At 68.9% G+C, this 14,683-nt stretch carries 14 protein-coding genes and 1 tRNA gene; 6 read left to right on the plus strand and 9 right to left on the minus strand.

Annotated features, from left to right (window positions below; genetic code table 11):
- The 3 genes from HQ308_RS21595 to HQ308_RS21605 form a co-directional block, all read left to right on the plus strand.
- A partial coding sequence (locus HQ308_RS21595; RefSeq protein WP_222633921.1) for a DUF485 domain-containing protein occupies window positions 1–325 on the plus strand: 325 nt, incomplete at its 5' end.
- Window positions 322–1,983 (plus strand): cation acetate symporter, encoded by a 1,662-nt coding sequence (locus HQ308_RS21600; protein ID WP_231476145.1) that lies wholly within the window; start codon window positions 322–324, stop codon window positions 1,981–1,983. The genes HQ308_RS21595 and HQ308_RS21600, both read left to right, overlap by 4 nt.
- 68 nt (window positions 1,984–2,051) lie before the next feature.
- Window positions 2,052–2,483, plus strand: coding sequence for an SRPBCC family protein (locus HQ308_RS21605; protein ID WP_027504180.1), 432 nt, complete (start codon window positions 2,052–2,054; stop codon window positions 2,481–2,483).
- A 3-nt stretch (window positions 2,484–2,486) separates the two neighbouring features.
- Here the strand turns inward: HQ308_RS21605 and HQ308_RS21610 are convergent, their stop codons facing one another.
- Entirely contained in the window at window positions 2,487–3,218 is a 732-nt protein-coding gene (locus HQ308_RS21610) for an energy-coupling factor transporter transmembrane protein EcfT (protein ID WP_222647883.1), read from the minus strand.
- The gene (locus HQ308_RS21615) at window positions 3,215–5,203 is read right to left on the minus strand and encodes an ATP-binding cassette domain-containing protein (protein ID WP_222647884.1); all 1,989 of its coding nucleotides are present in this window, start codon (window positions 5,201–5,203) and stop codon (window positions 3,215–3,217) included. Before HQ308_RS21615 ends, HQ308_RS21610 begins: the two co-directional genes overlap by 4 nt.
- Before the next feature lie 141 nt (window positions 5,204–5,344).
- Here HQ308_RS21615 and HQ308_RS21620 point away from each other — a divergent pair, with 141 nt between their 5' ends.
- A complete protein-coding gene (locus tag HQ308_RS21620) occupies window positions 5,345–6,628 on the plus strand; it encodes an MFS transporter (RefSeq protein WP_027504177.1) in 1,284 nt (427 codons plus the stop codon).
- Here the strand turns inward: HQ308_RS21620 and HQ308_RS21625 are convergent.
- From HQ308_RS21625 to HQ308_RS21640, 4 genes are all read right to left on the minus strand, one after another.
- Window positions 6,608–7,945: a DEAD/DEAH box helicase gene (locus HQ308_RS21625; protein ID WP_222627727.1), complete on the minus strand. Its 1,338-nt coding sequence runs from the start codon at window positions 7,943–7,945 to the stop codon at window positions 6,608–6,610. The two genes, HQ308_RS21620 and HQ308_RS21625, sit on opposite strands and share 21 nt — an antisense overlap.
- A gap of 680 nt (window positions 7,946–8,625) precedes the next feature.
- On the minus strand, window positions 8,626–9,522 hold the full coding sequence (locus HQ308_RS21630; protein WP_222647885.1) for a DUF3089 domain-containing protein: 897 nt from the start codon (window positions 9,520–9,522) through the stop codon (window positions 8,626–8,628).
- A 25-nt stretch (window positions 9,523–9,547) separates the two neighbouring features.
- Window positions 9,548–9,620 (minus strand) — tRNA-Arg (locus tag HQ308_RS21635).
- Window positions 9,621–9,674: 54 nt separating this feature from the next.
- Entirely contained in the window at window positions 9,675–10,916 is a 1,242-nt protein-coding gene (locus HQ308_RS21640) for a CdaR family transcriptional regulator (protein WP_307095423.1), read from the minus strand.
- Window positions 10,917–11,237: 321 nt separating this feature from the next.
- On the opposite strand from HQ308_RS21640, the gene HQ308_RS21645 reads away from it, so the two are divergent.
- Window positions 11,238–12,191, plus strand: coding sequence for an acyl-ACP desaturase (locus tag HQ308_RS21645; RefSeq protein WP_027504174.1), 954 nt, complete (start codon window positions 11,238–11,240; stop codon window positions 12,189–12,191).
- A gap of 63 nt (window positions 12,192–12,254) precedes the next feature.
- Here HQ308_RS21645 and HQ308_RS21650 read toward each other — a convergent pair whose 3' ends face one another.
- The 3 genes from HQ308_RS21650 to HQ308_RS21660 are packed head-to-tail and all read right to left on the minus strand — an operon-like array spanning window position 12,255 to window position 13,895.
- Window positions 12,255–12,581, minus strand: coding sequence for a cupin domain-containing protein (locus HQ308_RS21650; protein WP_027504173.1), 327 nt, complete (start codon window positions 12,579–12,581; stop codon window positions 12,255–12,257).
- 40 nt (window positions 12,582–12,621) lie between these two features.
- Window positions 12,622–13,101 carry a dihydrofolate reductase gene (locus HQ308_RS21655; RefSeq protein ID WP_027504172.1) on the minus strand — a complete coding sequence of 160 codons (480 nt, stop codon included), beginning with the start codon at window positions 13,099–13,101 and terminating at the stop codon, window positions 12,622–12,624.
- On the minus strand, window positions 13,098–13,895 hold the full coding sequence (locus HQ308_RS21660; RefSeq protein WP_222627723.1) for a thymidylate synthase: 798 nt from the start codon (window positions 13,893–13,895) through the stop codon (window positions 13,098–13,100). The genes HQ308_RS21655 and HQ308_RS21660 overlap by 4 nt, the downstream gene beginning before the upstream one ends.
- 23 nt (window positions 13,896–13,918) lie before the next feature.
- Between HQ308_RS21660 and cobF the strand changes: the two genes are divergently transcribed.
- Window positions 13,919–14,665 carry a precorrin-6A synthase (deacetylating) gene (cobF, locus tag HQ308_RS21665; protein ID WP_027504170.1) on the plus strand — a complete coding sequence of 249 codons (747 nt, stop codon included), beginning with the start codon at window positions 13,919–13,921 and terminating at the stop codon, window positions 14,663–14,665.
- The last annotated feature ends 18 nt before the right edge of the window (window positions 14,666–14,683 follow it).

Below are 14,683 nucleotides of genomic sequence, written 5' to 3' on the forward strand. Positions count from 1 at the left end.
ACCCCGGACCCCGTCCCCCCAGGACTTCGTCGACATGCAGGCCACGCCCGAGTTCCAGGAACTCAAGAAGCGCCTGCGCGGCTTCGTCTTCCCGATGGCCGCCTTCTTCCTCATCTGGTACACGACGTACGTGCTCCTCGGGGCGTACGCACACGACTTCATGGCCACCCGCGTCTTCGGCAACATCAACGTCGGACTGCTGCTCGGACTCGGACAGTTCGTGACGACGTTCGCCATCACCGGCATCTACGTGAAGTTCGCGAACCGTGAGCTCGACCCCCGTGCCGCGAAGATCCGCGACGAACTCGAAGGACCCCTCCAGTGACCACCTACTCTGCCGCGCAGCAGTTCCTGGCCCAGCAGACGATCGAGGCCGAGACCGTCGGCAGCCCGCTCGTCAACATCTCGATCTTCGCGGTCTTCGTCATCGTGACCATGGCCGTGGTGATCAAGGCCAGCAAGAAGAACGCCACCTCCGCGGAGTTCTTCACCGCGGGCGGCGGCTTCTCCGGACCGCAGAACGGTGTCGCCATCGCCGGTGACTACCTCTCCGCGGCGAGCTTCCTCGGCATCGCGGGCGCCATCGCCGTCTACGGTTACGACGGCTTCCTGTACTCCATCGGCTTCCTCGTCGCGTGGCTCGTCGCCCTGCTTCTCGTCGCCGAGATGTTGCGCAACACCGGCAAGTTCACGATGGCCGACGTGCTGAGCTTCCGCCTCAAGCAGGGCCCGGTGCGTACCGCGGCCGCCCTGTCGACACTCACGGTGTCGTTCTTCTACCTGCTCGCGCAGATGGCCGGAGCCGGCGGCCTCGTCGCACTGCTCCTCGACATCTCGGATCGCACGGGACAGTCCATCGTCATCGCCGTCGTCGGCGTCCTCATGATCGTCTACGTCCTCGTCGGCGGTATGAAGGGCACCACCTGGGTGCAGATCATCAAGGCCGCGCTGCTCATCGCCGGTGCCGGTCTCATGACGGTGATGGTGCTGGCCAAGTTCGGCTTCAACCTGTCCGAGATCCTCGGCAGCGCGCAGACCATGGTCGGCGACTCGGTCTCCGAGACCGTCGCCGCGCGTGACGTTCTCGCCCCCGGCGCCCAGTACGGCGGCTCGGCCACGTCGCAGCTGAACTTCGTCTCGCTCGGTATCGCCCTGGTGCTCGGCACCGCCGGCCTGCCGCACGTGCTCATGCGCTTCTACACGGTGCCCACCGCCAAGGAAGCCCGTCGCAGCGTCGTCTGGGCGATCGCGCTGATCGGTGCGTTCTACCTCTTCACGCTGGTGCTCGGCTACGGCGCCGCCGCCATCGTCGGACCGGACCGCATCCTCGCCGCGGCCGGCGGACAGAACGCTGCCGCACCGCTTCTCGCGTTCGAACTCGGCGGGGTGATCCTGCTGGGCGTCATCTCGGCGGTCGCCTTCGCGACGATCCTCGCGGTCGTCGCCGGCCTCACCATCACGGCGTCCGCGTCCTTCGCTCACGACATCTACGCCGGTGTCATCAAGAAGGGCAAGGTCGACGACAAGAAGCAGGTCCAGGTCTCCCGCATCACCGCCGTCGTCATCGGCATCCTCGCCATCGGTGGCGGCATCCTGGCCAACGGACAGAACATCGCCTTCCTCGTGGCGCTGGCCTTCGCGGTCGCCGCGGCGGCCAACCTGCCGACCATCCTGTACTCGCTCTTCTGGCGACGCTTCACCACGCGCGGCGCGCTGTGGAGCATGTACGGCGGTCTGATCTCCACCATCGTGCTCATCATCTTCTCCCCGGCCGTGTCCGGCTCGGCGACGGCGATGATCAAGGGCTCGGACTTCGCCTGGTTCCCCCTGTCGAACCCGGGCATCGTCTCGATCCCGCTCGCCTTCATCCTCGGCATCGTGGGAACGCTGACGAGCAAGGACAACGAGAGCACCGACAAGGCAGCGGAGATGGAGGTGCGATCCCTCACCGGCGTCGGCGCCGAGAAGCCGGTCGCTCACTAGGATTCGTCCTGGAAGTTCGGACACGATGCGGGCCACCGCGGGTGTCGTCACGCGCTAGTGTTCACGGCGTGGCGAAACTCGAGGTGGTCCGCATCGTTCCTCTGTCCGCGGAGGATGCCTGGAACGGCGCATCCGATCTGACGCGGTACGAGGAATGGCTCAGCATTCACGACGGGTGGCGCGGCGACCTGCCCGCCGAACTGTCCGAGGGCACGCAGATGGCGTCCGTGGTGTCGGTCAAGGGCATGCGGAACCGGGTGCAGTGGACCGTGAAGAAGTACTCCCCGCCGCGCGAGCTCGAACTGAAGGGCGCGGGCAAGGGCGGGGTCAAGGTCTCGCTGAAGCTCACCGTCGCGGAGAAGAAGGACGGCTCCGAGCTGAAGATGACGATCGATCTCGGCGGCGCGCCCCTGTTCGGTCCCGTGGGATCCGGTGTGGCGCGGGCGCTCAAGGGCGACATCGAGAAGTCGGTCGACACGTTCGTCACCGTCTTCTCCTGAGCGTCAGGACAGTACGACCCCCGTCGCGCACGCAGCGATCACCAGCACCAGGGCGACCGCGTCGGATCCGTGCGGGCGACGTCGGCCCGACGTGATGCTGCCGCTGCCGCCGCGCACCGCGATCGCCTCGCCCATGTCGGCCGATCGCCGGATGGCCACCGACATGATGGCGGCCATGATGTCGATGAGGAATGTGTCCTGCGTCTTGCCGCTGCGCGTGCTCTTGCGGGGTCGGAGCTTGCGTGCGGCCACCAGCGTGTAGACGTCGTCGACCAACATCGGCAGCGACCGCAGCAGCAGAGCCATCGAGACGGCCCACTCGGTCACGGGCGCACCGACTCTGCGCAGGGGCGACAACAGAGTGGCGATGGCCGGTGCGATGTCCGCCATCGACGTCGTCCAGGCCACGGTGAGCGTCGCCCACAGCAGCACGACGCCGAACAGGATGCCGCGGAAGTAGATCCACACGGCGTCGACGCCGACCACCACGTTCACCGCGGCACCGAACGCGACCAGTCCCCAGAGCCACCACGGCGGAACGGGGATCGCGAACACCGGGACCCGCGCGGCGATCGCCGCGAGCAGCAGGACGACGGACACCGCGGCGAGCATCGGCCAGGTCGGGTAGACCACCAGCGACCCGCCCAGCAGCGTGACCGCCACGAGTTTCGTTCCCGCCCAGAGTCGGTGGACCGACGTCTCCCGCGGAAGTTCGCGGAGCAGTGTGCCTCTCACCGGGTCGCTCCTCGTTCGATGGTGTCGTTCGTGGACTCGGGCGCCACGGTGCCGTGGTCGAGCACGACGGTGCGCGAGCGGACGGACGCCAGGGTGTCGACGTCGTGCGAGATGATGACGAGGGTGAGCCCCGTGCGGCGCAGATGGGTGAGCAGGGCGGTGATCTCCCGTCGACCCGGCGGATCGAGTCCGGCGAGCGGTTCGTCGAGCACCAGGACGTCCGGCTTGCCCACCAGAAGTCCGGCCAGCGCGACGCGCCGCATCTGCCCGCCACTCAGTTCGTCGACACGCGCGCCCGCGATGCGGCGATCGAGTCCCACCTGGTCGAGGACACGGCTGACGTCGATGGTGCCCACGTCGGTTCCCCCCGCGGCCTCGATGTCCTCGGACACGGTGCGGCGCTGCAGTTGCAACCGAGCGTGCTGGAACGAGAGCGCGACGGTGCCGACGGACGACGACGTGGCCTTGCCCGAGAGCTCGCACGTGCCCTCGGAGGGCGTCGTCAGGCCGGACATGATCCAGGCCAGCGTGGATTTGCCGGAGCCGTTGCCGCCGATGACGAGCAACCCCTCGCCGCGATGCACCGTGAGGTCGATTCCCTCGAGCGCGCGGGTGGCCCACGGACCGCGTCGGTCGTACACGTGACCGACGCCGCGCAGCACCAGTAACGGTGGTCCGGGCGGCGGCAGCGGATCCGTCCGCAGCGGAGTCGACGACATCCAGTTCGGGTCGTGCATCACCCGGCGGCCGCGGTGCAGCCGTACGACGTCGTCGGCCAGCGCTGCCTCGGTCGCGCGATGGGTGATGAGGACGACGGCCATGCCGTGGCGACGGGGGAGCCGGGCGAGCAGTTCGACGAGATCGCGCTGACCCTCCGGGTCGATCATCGCGGTGGCCTCGTCGGCGACCAGCAGCCGTGGTTCGCGAGCCAACGCCGCGGCGACGGCGAGGCGCTGCAGTTCGCCGCCGGACAGGCTGCCGGTGTCGCGCAGCCCGTACCCGGCCAGGCCCACTTCGGCGAGCAGGGCCTCGACACGGTCCGGTGTCGGCCGCGCCGCCGCCGGCAGGCCCCACACGACGTCGTCGGCCACGCGGGTACCGAGGATCTGAGACTCGGGATGCTGCAGAATCATCGCGGTTCCGCCGATCAGGCCGAGCCCGGTGGAACCCGTCCGGTCGATCCGGCCGCCCGTCGGCTCGGTGCCCACCAGGATGCGAGCGAGGGTCGACTTGCCGGATCCGTTGGCGCCGACGACGGCCACGAAACGGCCGGGCACGATCTCGAGATCGAGTGGGCCCAGCGCGTCGTCGTGACCGCCCCGGTAGCGGTAGGTCACGCCCGTCAACCGCACGGGCACGGGGTGCGGTGCGGCCGCGTCGTCGGGGGTGACCACGGCGTCGGGCAACTCGCCCCGCGACTCCAGCTCGCCGAGGCGGGACAGGGTGGCGCGCAGCACCCACCACGCGACGACGCCGCTGACGGCCGTCGACACAAGCGCCGAGACGAAGACGAGCACCCACCAGTACCCCAGGGCGAAGGAGGCGTAGTCGGCCACGGCGGTGGCGACGTCCTCGGCGGGTGCGATCCTGCCGACGATGTCCGCACTGCCGCGGATCGAGTTGTCGAGGACGGTGAGGAACAGCTCGCGTAGTCCGCTGAGGATCAGCAGCATCAGCACGGAGAGGGCGCCCACCACGGCGCCGGTGAGCAGCGAGAGGGTGAGCACCGACGTGAACCCACGTCCGCGTCGGACGCTCACTCCGACGATCCCGGCCAGCACTCCGGAGATCGTCATGGTCAGCGCGGTGCCGAACCCGCCCGCGACGAACGACACGAGCATGCCGGCGGTACCGGCGACGGCCAGTGCGCGCAGGCGGTGGCGGTGGGCGATGACGGCCAACGGGACGATGGCGACGATCTGCAGCGCACCCGCCACGGGAATGAGGGCGCCGATCACCGAGAACGCGACGGCGAGGGCGGTCATCACCGATCCGGTCGCGAGTTCGTCCGGGTGTAGCGTCTTCGTACCGCGACCTGTGGCCGTCCTGGATCTCACCCCTCGAGTGTGCCACCGGCGTGTCCGGTTCCCGTTCCGACGGAGACCCGCGGAACGAGAAAGTGAGCCATGACGTCCGACTCCGACGCCGCCGTGCAGATCACGCGCCCGAGACGCGTGCACCGGGCCTGGATCGTCGCCGCCGTGGCGTTCCTCGCACTCCTCGGGGCCGCGGGGTTCCGCGCCGCTCCGTCGGTGCTGATGGTGCCGATCACCGACGAGTTCGGCTGGTCGCGCGGCGTGTTGTCCGCGGCGGTGGGTGTCAACCTGCTGCTCTTCGGGCTGACCGCACCGTTCGCGGCGGCACTGATGGACCGCTTCGGCATCCGGACGGTGACGTCCGTCGCCCTCACCGTCGTGGCCCTGGGCAGCGCCCTCACCGTGTTCGTCACCGCGCCGTGGCAGATCCTGCTGACGTGGGGACTGCTCATCGGCCTGGGTACCGGATCGATGGCACTCGTCTTCGCCGCCATGGTCACCGACCGATGGTTCGTGCGGCGGCGCGGGCTCGTGTCCGGCATCCTCACGGCCGGGTCCGCGACCGGTCAGCTCATCTTCCTGCCCGTGGTCGCCGCGCTCGCCGACAGCTCTGGATGGCGGACGGCGTCACTGGTCGTGGCGGGCGGTGCGCTGGCCGTGGTGCCGTTCGTCCTGCTGTTCCTGCGGAACTCCCCGGAGGAGGTGGGGGAGCTGCCGTACGGGGCGACCGAGCAACCCGCCCCGGTGCTCGTCACGGGGAATCCCGCGATGCGGGCGATCCGAGCACTGCGGGACGCGTCGTCCGTGCGGACGTTCTGGGCATTGATGGTGGGCTTCGCGATCTGCGGCGCCACGACTAACGGGCTGGTGGGGGTGCACTTCATCCCGTCCGCGCACGACCACGGCATGCCGCAGACCACGGCCGCGGGACTGCTGGCCGTGGTGGGGATCTTCGACATCGTGGGCACCATCGCGTCGGGCTGGCTCACCGACCGGGTGGATCCGAGACTGCTGCTGGGCGCGTACTACGCCTTCCGAGGCGTCGCCCTGCTGTTCCTGCCGGCGCTGCTGTCCGACGCCCTGCACCCGTCGATCGTGGTGTTCATCGTCGTGTACGGCCTCGACTGGGTCGCCACGGTGCCGCCCACCATCGCTCTGTGCCGCGAGGTGTTCGGCACGCAGGGGCCGCTGGTCTTCGGCTGGGTGTTCGCCTCGCACCAGGTGGGCGCGGGCATCGCGTCCGTGGTGGCGGGGGTCGTGCGCGATGCCACCGGTGAGTACACCGCCGCCTGGTTCGGCGCAGCTGGTCTCTGCGTCGTGGCGGCGGTGCTCAGCGTCGGGATCGCTCGGCGATCAGCCCCGGTAACCGGCTGATTCGCTGCGCGCGGTGGTGGGGCGACGACGTCGACCCGAACCCCCGTTGGAGTTGCCGGCATGACCGCCGCGGGTGGAGCGTCCGCGTCCGGGCTGCTGCTGCTTCGGAGCCGGTGCGGCCTCCTTGGGAGCGGGCTTGACGTAGGCCGCGACGTCGCCGACCAGCTCCTGGACGGCCGGTGAGTCGACGGTCACGCGCTGCGGCGCCGCGTCGATCTTGGCCTTGCGCATCAGGACCGACAGGTCTCGACGCTGCTCCGGCAGGACGACGGTGACGACGTCGCCGGCGCTGCCCGCACGGGCCGTACGGCCACTGCGGTGCAGGTAGGCCTTGTGCTCGGCGGGCGGATCGACGTGGACGACCAGCTCGACGTTGTCGACGTGCACACCGCGCGCCGCGACGTCCGTGGCCACGAGCACGCGCGCATCGCCGTTGGAGAACGCAGCGAGGTTGCGGTCACGCGCAGCCTGCGACAGGTTGCCGTGCAGGTCGACGGACGGGATGCCGGCCTCGGTGAGTTGACGCGCCAGCTTGCGAGCCTGGTGCTTGGTGCGCATGAAGAGGATGCGGCGACCCTCACCGGAGGCGAGGCGCTGGACCAGCGCCTTCTTGCCGTCGACGCCGCCCACCTCGAAGATGTGGTGGGTCATCGCGGCGACGGGGGAGTTCTCCTCGTCGACGGAGTGCTGCACCGGGTCGGTGAGGAACTGCTTGACCAGCTTGTCGACGCCGTTGTCCAGCGTCGCCGAGAACAGCATGCGCTGTCCGTGCGAGGGTGTGGCCTTCATGATGCGCGTGACGCCGGGCAGGAAGCCCAGGTCCGCCATGTGGTCGGCCTCGTCGAGCACGGTGATCTCGATGTCGTCCAGCGTCACCAGACGCTGCTTCATCAGATCCTCGAGGCGACCGGGGCAGGCGACGACGATGTCGACGCCGCGGCTGAGCGCGGTGACCTGGCGTGCCTGCGAGACGCCACCGAAGATCGTGGTGACGCGCAAGTTCGACGCCATGGTGAGCGGCTCGAGGGCGGCAGCGATCTGGGTGGCCAGCTCACGGGTGGGGGCGAGGATCAGACCACGCGGGCGGTTGGGCTTGCGGACGCCCGAGAACGTCTCGCCGAGCCGGGACACCATGGGGATGGAGAACGCGAGAGTCTTTCCGCTGCCGGTCTTTCCGCGTCCGAGGACGTCGCGACCCTTCAGCGTGTCGGGCAGGGTGTCCGCCTGGATGGGGAACGGTGACGCGATGCCGGCAGCTGTGAGAGCGCGGACGAGACGGTCACTGACGCCGAGGTCGGCGAAGGAGGGAGAAGTCATGAAGAGTTCGAGTGCCTTTCGGGCATCTGAGCACTCCTGTGGCGGAGCGCAGAATGGCGAGACTGCCGGTGGGCAGTTCCGATCGCCGTAAGAAAAATTCGTGCTGATTCCACGACGTACGCCGCGCACAGTGGCGCAGCAGCGTGCCCCAGTGTAGCCGGTCGGTCGCTGTGACCGCCGTCTCGCAGCGCGTGGGGCCGGCGCCGTGCACGCTCTGCCGGGTGGAGTTGTTGTGGCGGAACGGGATCGGCAGTGTGCGCACACCCGCTCTGGCGAGCGCACACCCCTCCCGGCAGGCCGCAGCGGGTGTGCGCCTCACGGAATCGGTGTGCGGTTCGGAGTACGGGTCTGGTTCGCGTGTGCGCACCCGGGTGATGAGCGCGCGCGGTTGCGGTGGGTGTGCGCTTCGGTGCAAGGCCCGGTAGGGGTGTGCACACCCCCTCTGGTGAGCGCACACCCCTCCCAGCAGGCCGCAGCGGGTGTGCGCTTCACGGAATCGGTGTGCGCTTCGGCGTGCGGGTCTGGTTCGCGTGTACGCACCCCGTGTGACCAGCGCGCACGGGGCTGCGGTGGGTGCGCGGGAGATGCTGGCCCGGTAGGGGTGTGCACCCCCCTCTGGTGGGCGCACACCCCTATCAACAGGCCGCAGCGGGTGTGCGCCTCACGGAATCGGTGTGCGGTCAGGCAGTGAACGCCGCGCTCTGCGACCGCACCAGATCGACCAGTGTCTGTTGCGGAATCGTCAGGTCCAGCAGGTGCAGCCCCCAGGTCGCGTTCGGCAGCGTGGGCAGGGCCGAGGCTCCGGGGCCGTCGATCATGAGCACGTTGTCACCGTCGCACTGCGCCGTGAGGTTCGGCAACGGCCCCAGCACCGGCGTCCTCGCATTCGCCCCGAGCGACGCCGGGTTGGTGCAGAGGATGCCGTCGCCGCCGTAGCGGGAGTCGGGCGGGGGAGTGCGCGAGAACGTGGAATACGCGACGACGCAACCGGTCTCGCTCGCATCCGCGCACGGGGCGACGGTGGTGAAGTCCGACGTCCGCACCGAGATGCCGGGAATGATCGCGGACACCAGCACGTCTCGGGCCGCGGGATCCGGTTCGATGCGGTTCTGCAGGAGCGTCCGCAGCATGCGAGACCCCTGCGAGTGGCCGAGCAGCACGACACCACGGTTGGAGTCCCGCTGCGCGAGGAAATCGGTCCAGGCTCGATCGATGTCCACGTAGGCCTCGGCGAGTGCCGCATCGCGAGCGGGGCCGTCCGCCGTGGCGAGGCTCAGCAGCGTGGCCTGCCGGTACACCGGAGCCCAGACGTTGCACACGGAGTCGAACGGGCGGGCCTGCGCCGCCGCGGCGAAGGCGAGTTCGGGGGACGCGTCGAGGTTCGCCGACTGCGCCGGTTGCAGAGAGGCGGTGGGGTAGACGTAGAAGCAGTCGACAGGGGCGTCGGTGCCACCACCACACGGATCCGCGGTGCCGGGCCGGCAGAGCCAGGTTGTCGACGGTGCTGCCGACGCGGCCGGCACCGACAGGAAGAGTGAGCCGAGCAGGGCTGCCACCAGGAGGAGCGCGCGCGTCATGGCTGGACTGTAGCGGGGCTTTCGGTGCCCTCGGCAGGATTCGAACCTGCGACCTACCCTTTAGGAGAGGGTTGCTCTATCCCCTGAGCTACGAGGGCCGACCCGGCGAGAGCCGGGCTGACGCTCAGCACTCTACCGGGTCGACATGTCTGTCAGGCGCTGGGCGAGATGGCCTCCAGCTTGCGTGCCACCAGTGCGGCCTGCAGGTGCCGCATTCCGGACGGGCGCGTGGGATCGAACCCCGTGAGGTGCGCGATCCGCTTGAGGCGATAGTCGACCGTGTTGGTGTGCAGGTGCAGCTGACGCGCCGAGCGCTGACGGTTGAGGTCGTGGTTGATGTGGATCTCGAGGGTCTCGAGCAGCTCGGGCGAGTTGTCCAACGGGACGAGAACGCGTGACAGGTACGCCCGGCCGGGGCCGGGGCGGGTGAGCTGGTACTCGAGAACCAGGTCGGTCATGCGGTAGACACCGGCGGGTCGACGAAGCTGCTGGGCGAGGTCGAGAAGCTCGTGCACCTGATCCGAGGCGGCCGGCACGTCGTTGACGGAACTGGTGGCGACGGTGGCGGTGACCGCGGTCTCGGCGGCGACGGACATGCGCTCCACGAGAGTGGCGACCCATTCGTCGTCGCGCTCGCCGGGAACGAGAATGGTGCCGCCCTCGGCGGACAGCATCGACAGGGGGGAGCGGTCGCACACGAGGGCCAGCTCGGCCTGCACGCGGCGCAGCTTGCGACGGGCGGTGACCGCGCGCGGCAGGGCGGGGTTGGACTCGTCGGGATGCGCGGCGATGGAGACGGCCAGCACGGTGAACGAGTCGGCGAGCTCGATGCCCGACTGGCGGGCCACCGAACGCGCGTTGTGGCCACTGAGCAGTGCGGTGACGACGGTGTGCGCGGCGGTGTGGTGCTCGCTCGCGACGGCCTGCAGTTCGTCGACGTAGCTGGCCGACGCGGCCGTCGAGATGCGTTCCGACAGGGCGACGAACGCCTTGGCGACAGCCTTGAGATTGCCCGTCGCGCGCTCGGACACCAGGTCCCAGCCCATCTGGATGCCCTCGTGGTAGACGCCGAGGACGGCGCGGAGCGGAACACCCTCGCGGGCCCACTGCGCCGCGCGGCCACCGAGCTCGGCGATGTCCTCGTCCGAGGTGGTGGGTGCGTCGCCGACGCCGACGGCCATGGACAGGCAGGACACCGTCAGTTCCGTGACGTCAGCCCGGAGGGTCGCGCCGAGTGTCGACGTGCGGGTGGCCGCAGCCGGCTGACCCACCGTCCGACGAGCGACGTTCTCGAGGTCGCGTGGCGGCACGCCGGTGCGGCCTGCCACCATGAGTCCGGTGGTGCTCTTCTCCACCGCAGCCGCCTGGGACGACTGCGTGTTCTCGACACTCACGTAACTAGTTCCTTCCGGTCGGCGAGCCGTACGTCCACTCCGTGTCACGTGGCGGTTTCCCTCCACGTCGACGGTCGACTGGCTCGTCACTCGCACAAAAACGGGGCGCAAGTTCAGATTGTAGGGCAATAAAAGTTCATATGTGTAGTTTCGTCCCGCGTTTACTCGCGGCGCTGTGACCCGAGCCAGGCGGAATCGGACCGTCCTGCGACTCGTCCCAACATCGACGCAAGGCGGCGGTGGCCCGATCGGACCCGTCCTAGCGTCACCTCTCGTCGGCCGGCCAGGTCGACGGAACACGACGCGTCACGGGGGAACCTCATGCCACAGGTGCTGTCACAGATCGAGCTGCTGCGCGAACTGCAGCCGGTAGCGGAAACCAATCTCGAACGCCATCTGACGCTGGCCAAGCCGTGGAACCCCCACGACTACATCCCGTGGAGCGACGGCAAGAACTTCGCGATGCTGGGCGGCCAGGACTGGTCGCCGGAGCAGTCGTCGCTGTCGAAGGTCGCCAAGGCGGCCATGGTCACCAACCTGCTGACCGAGGACAATCTGCCCTCCTACCACCGCGGGCTCGCCGAGAACTTCTCGATGGACGGGGCCTGGGGAACCTGGGTCGGTCGCTGGACCGCGGAGGAGAACCGCCACGGCATCGCGATGCGCGACTATCTCGTCGTCACCCGGAGCGTCGATCCCGTCGCGCTCGAGCAGGCGCGGATGGAGCACATGACGGTCGGTATCGACTCGCCGATGGAGGGCGCCAACCTGCTGCATGGCGTCGCCTACGTGACGTTCCAGGAGCTGGCCACCCGGGTGTCGCACCGCAACACCGGCAAGGCCTGCAACGATCCGATCGCCGACGCACTGCTCGCCCGCATCGCGGCCGACGAGAACCTGCACATGATCTTCTACCGCAACATGTGCTCGGCGGCCATCGAGCTCGCGCCGGACCAGACTATGAAGGCGATCGCCGACGTCGTCATGAACTTCCAGATGCCGGGGCTCAACCAGCCGGACTTCCGTCGCAACGCCGTCCTCATCGCGAAGTACGGCATCTACGACCTGCGCCAGCACCTCGACGAGGTCATCATGCCGGTGCTGCGCAAGTGGGACATCTTCGAGCGCACCGACTTCGGACCCGAGGGCGAGAAGCTGCGCGAGATGGTGGCCGACTACCTGGCCGACCTCGAGAAGCAGGCGGTGCGCTTCGAGGAGTCACGCGACCGAGCACTCGCCCGCGACCGCGAACGCGGCGAAGCCATCGCCGTCTGACAGATCTGACGACCGTCTTCGATCGACCGGCCTCCGGCCTGCCCGGCCTCCGGCCTGCCCGTCCTACATCGCGACGGTCAGCAGGAACGCGACGTCCTCGACGGCCTCCACACTGTGGCGGGCGTCGGGGACGACGAGGAGATCGCCCGCGGAACCTTTCCAGGATCGCTCACCGCTCACCAGTTGCAACTGGCCGCTGAGGACCAGGACCGTGGACTCCCCGTTCAGATCGTGCTCGGCCAGCGAGTTGCCCGCGGCCAGGCCGACGACGGTCTGCCGCAGGCTGCGCTGATGTCCGCCGTAGACGGTGTGCGAACTCCGTCCGCTGGACGCGGTCTTCGCCAGCTTCAGCTGTTGCCGAGCGAGCGCGGTCAGCGATTTCTTGTCCATGCGTCGTATTGTCCCGCTCAGCGGGCCCCGGCGCGGCGAATCAGCGCGTGTAGCGCACGAATCGATAGCGAACATCGGATGCGCTGCTCGTCTGCCAGGCGCCCTCGGTGCGGGTGAACGATGCCGGTACCTCGGGAGCGACCGTGTCGCCGCCGGGGACGTCCAGATCGATCTCGGTCATCTCGACGACATCGGCGTGCGGCAGGGCGAGCCGGTAGATGTCCGCGCCGCCGATGATCCAGGTGTCGTGGCCGCCGAGCAGCGCCTCGTCCATCGTGGCGGCACGTGCGGCACCCTCCGCGGACCAGGACGCGTCACGGCTGAGCACGATGTTCGTCCGGCCCGGCAGAGGGCGGAACCGTGCGGGCAACGAGTCCCAGGTACGCCGTCCCATGACGACGCGGCTGGATCCCGTGACCTCACGGAAGTGCGCCATGTCCTCGGGCACCCGCCACGGAATCGTGCCGTCCTTGCCGATGACGCCGCCGTGCGCCTGCGCCCACACCAACCCGATCGTCATACCGCTACGGGTGCCTTGATCGCGGGATGGTGCTGGTAGTCGGCGATCTCGATGTCGTCGAAGGTGTAAGCGAAGATCGAGTCACGTGGAGCGAGTCGGAGCGTGGGGGCGGGGAACGCGTCTCGCGTCAACTGCTCGCGCACCTGGTCTACGTGATTGTCGTAGATGTGGCAGTCGCCGCCGGTCCACACGAAGTCGCCCACCTCGAGGCCGGTCTGGGCGGCGACCATGTGCGTGAGCAGGGCGTAGCTCGCGATGTTGAACGGCACGCCGAGGAACATGTCTGCGCTGCGCTGGTACAGCTGGCACGACAGCTTTCCGTCGGCGACGTAGAACTGGAAGAAGGCGTGGCACGGAGCCAGCGCCATGTCGGGGATCTCCGCGACGTTCCAGGCCGAAACGATCATGCGTCGGGAATCGGGGTCGCGGCGGATGGTGTCGATCACCTGCGAGATCTGATCGATGTGGTCGCCCGACGGCGTGGGCCACGAGCGCCACTGCACTCCGTAGACCGGCCCCAGGTCGCCCTTCTCGTCGGCCCACTCGTCCCAGATGGTGACGCCGTTCTCGCGCAGATAGGCGACGTTGGACTCGCCCCGCAGGAACCACAGCAGCTCGTGCACGATCGACTTGAGATGCACGCGCTTGGTGGTCACCAGCGGGAATCCCTCGGACAGATCGAACCGCATCTGGTGGCCGAACAGGCTGGTGGTGCCGGTCCCGGTGCGGTCGGACTTGGGCGTGCCCTCCGCGAGCACGCGGCGGAGCAGATCCTCGTAGGGCGTCGCGACCATGGCTACACCTTAGGCTCAGGCAGATGAGGACCATGCACGTGATCGGTATCGGCGCGGGGGATCCCGACCAGGTGACCGTCGCGGCGATCAAGGCGATGAACACCGTCGACGTCTTCTTCGTCATCGACAAGGGCGCGCAGAAGCAGGAGTTGGTCGACGTCCGCACCCGCATCCTGCGCGAGCACGTGCCGACCGACCATCGCGTGGTCGAGTTCACCGATCCGCCGCGCGACCGCGCGCCGTCGGACTACGACGACGCCGTCGACACCTGGCACGACCTCCGCGCCCGGATGCTCGCCGACCTCGTGGACGCGGAGCCGTCCGAGTCGGTCGGCGCGATGCTGGTGTGGGGCGACCCGTCGCTCTACGACAGCACGTTGCGCGTGGTGGAGCGGGTGCGCGCGGTGCTCGACAGCCCGTTCGAGGTCTCGGTGATCCCGGGTGTCACCAGTCCGTCGGCGCTCGCGGCCGCGCACCGCATCGTGATGAACCGAGTGGGGGAGCCGGTCCTCACCACCACCGGTCGCCGGCTTCGTGACGAGGGCCTGCCCGACGGCGTCACGGCGGCCGTGGTGATGCTCGACTCGGACTGCAGCTTCCGGTCGCTGCCCGGGTGGAACGTGTGGTGGGGTGCGAACCTGGGCACGCCCGGCGAGGTGACCCTGGCGGGCCCCGTCGACGACATCGGGGACGAGATCGTCGCGCGCCGGGCGGCTCTGCGGGCCGAGGCCGGCTGGGTGATGGACACCTATCTCGTCCATCGACCGTGACTTCCGATTAGGGTCGAG

This window comes from Rhodococcus sp. BP-241, assembly GCF_019836145.1.
Lineage (GTDB): Bacteria > Actinomycetota > Actinomycetes > Mycobacteriales > Mycobacteriaceae > Rhodococcoides.

Coding starts and splice junctions, on each gene's coding strand:
- HQ308_RS21615 (WP_222647884.1), bottom strand. CDS start 5,203: ATGACCGCCCTCGCCGTCGCGTTCTCGGTGATCGGCGCCCTCATTCCC.
- HQ308_RS21620 (WP_027504177.1), top strand. CDS start 5,345: ATGACGTCCGACTCCGACGCCGCCGTGCAGATCACGCGCCCGAGACGC.
- HQ308_RS21625 (WP_222627727.1), bottom strand. CDS start 7,945: ATGACTTCTCCCTCCTTCGCCGACCTCGGCGTCAGTGACCGTCTCGTC.
- HQ308_RS21630 (WP_222647885.1), bottom strand. CDS start 9,522: ATGACGCGCGCGCTCCTCCTGGTGGCAGCCCTGCTCGGCTCACTCTTC.
- HQ308_RS21645 (WP_027504174.1), top strand. CDS start 11,238: ATGCCACAGGTGCTGTCACAGATCGAGCTGCTGCGCGAACTGCAGCCG.
- HQ308_RS21650 (WP_027504173.1), bottom strand. CDS start 12,581: ATGGACAAGAAATCGCTGACCGCGCTCGCTCGGCAACAGCTGAAGCTG.
- HQ308_RS21655 (WP_027504172.1), bottom strand. CDS start 13,101: ATGACGATCGGGTTGGTGTGGGCGCAGGCGCACGGCGGCGTCATCGGC.
- HQ308_RS21660 (WP_222627723.1), bottom strand. CDS start 13,895: ATGGTCGCGACGCCCTACGAGGATCTGCTCCGCCGCGTGCTCGCGGAG.
- cobF (WP_027504170.1), top strand. CDS start 13,919: ATGAGGACCATGCACGTGATCGGTATCGGCGCGGGGGATCCCGACCAG.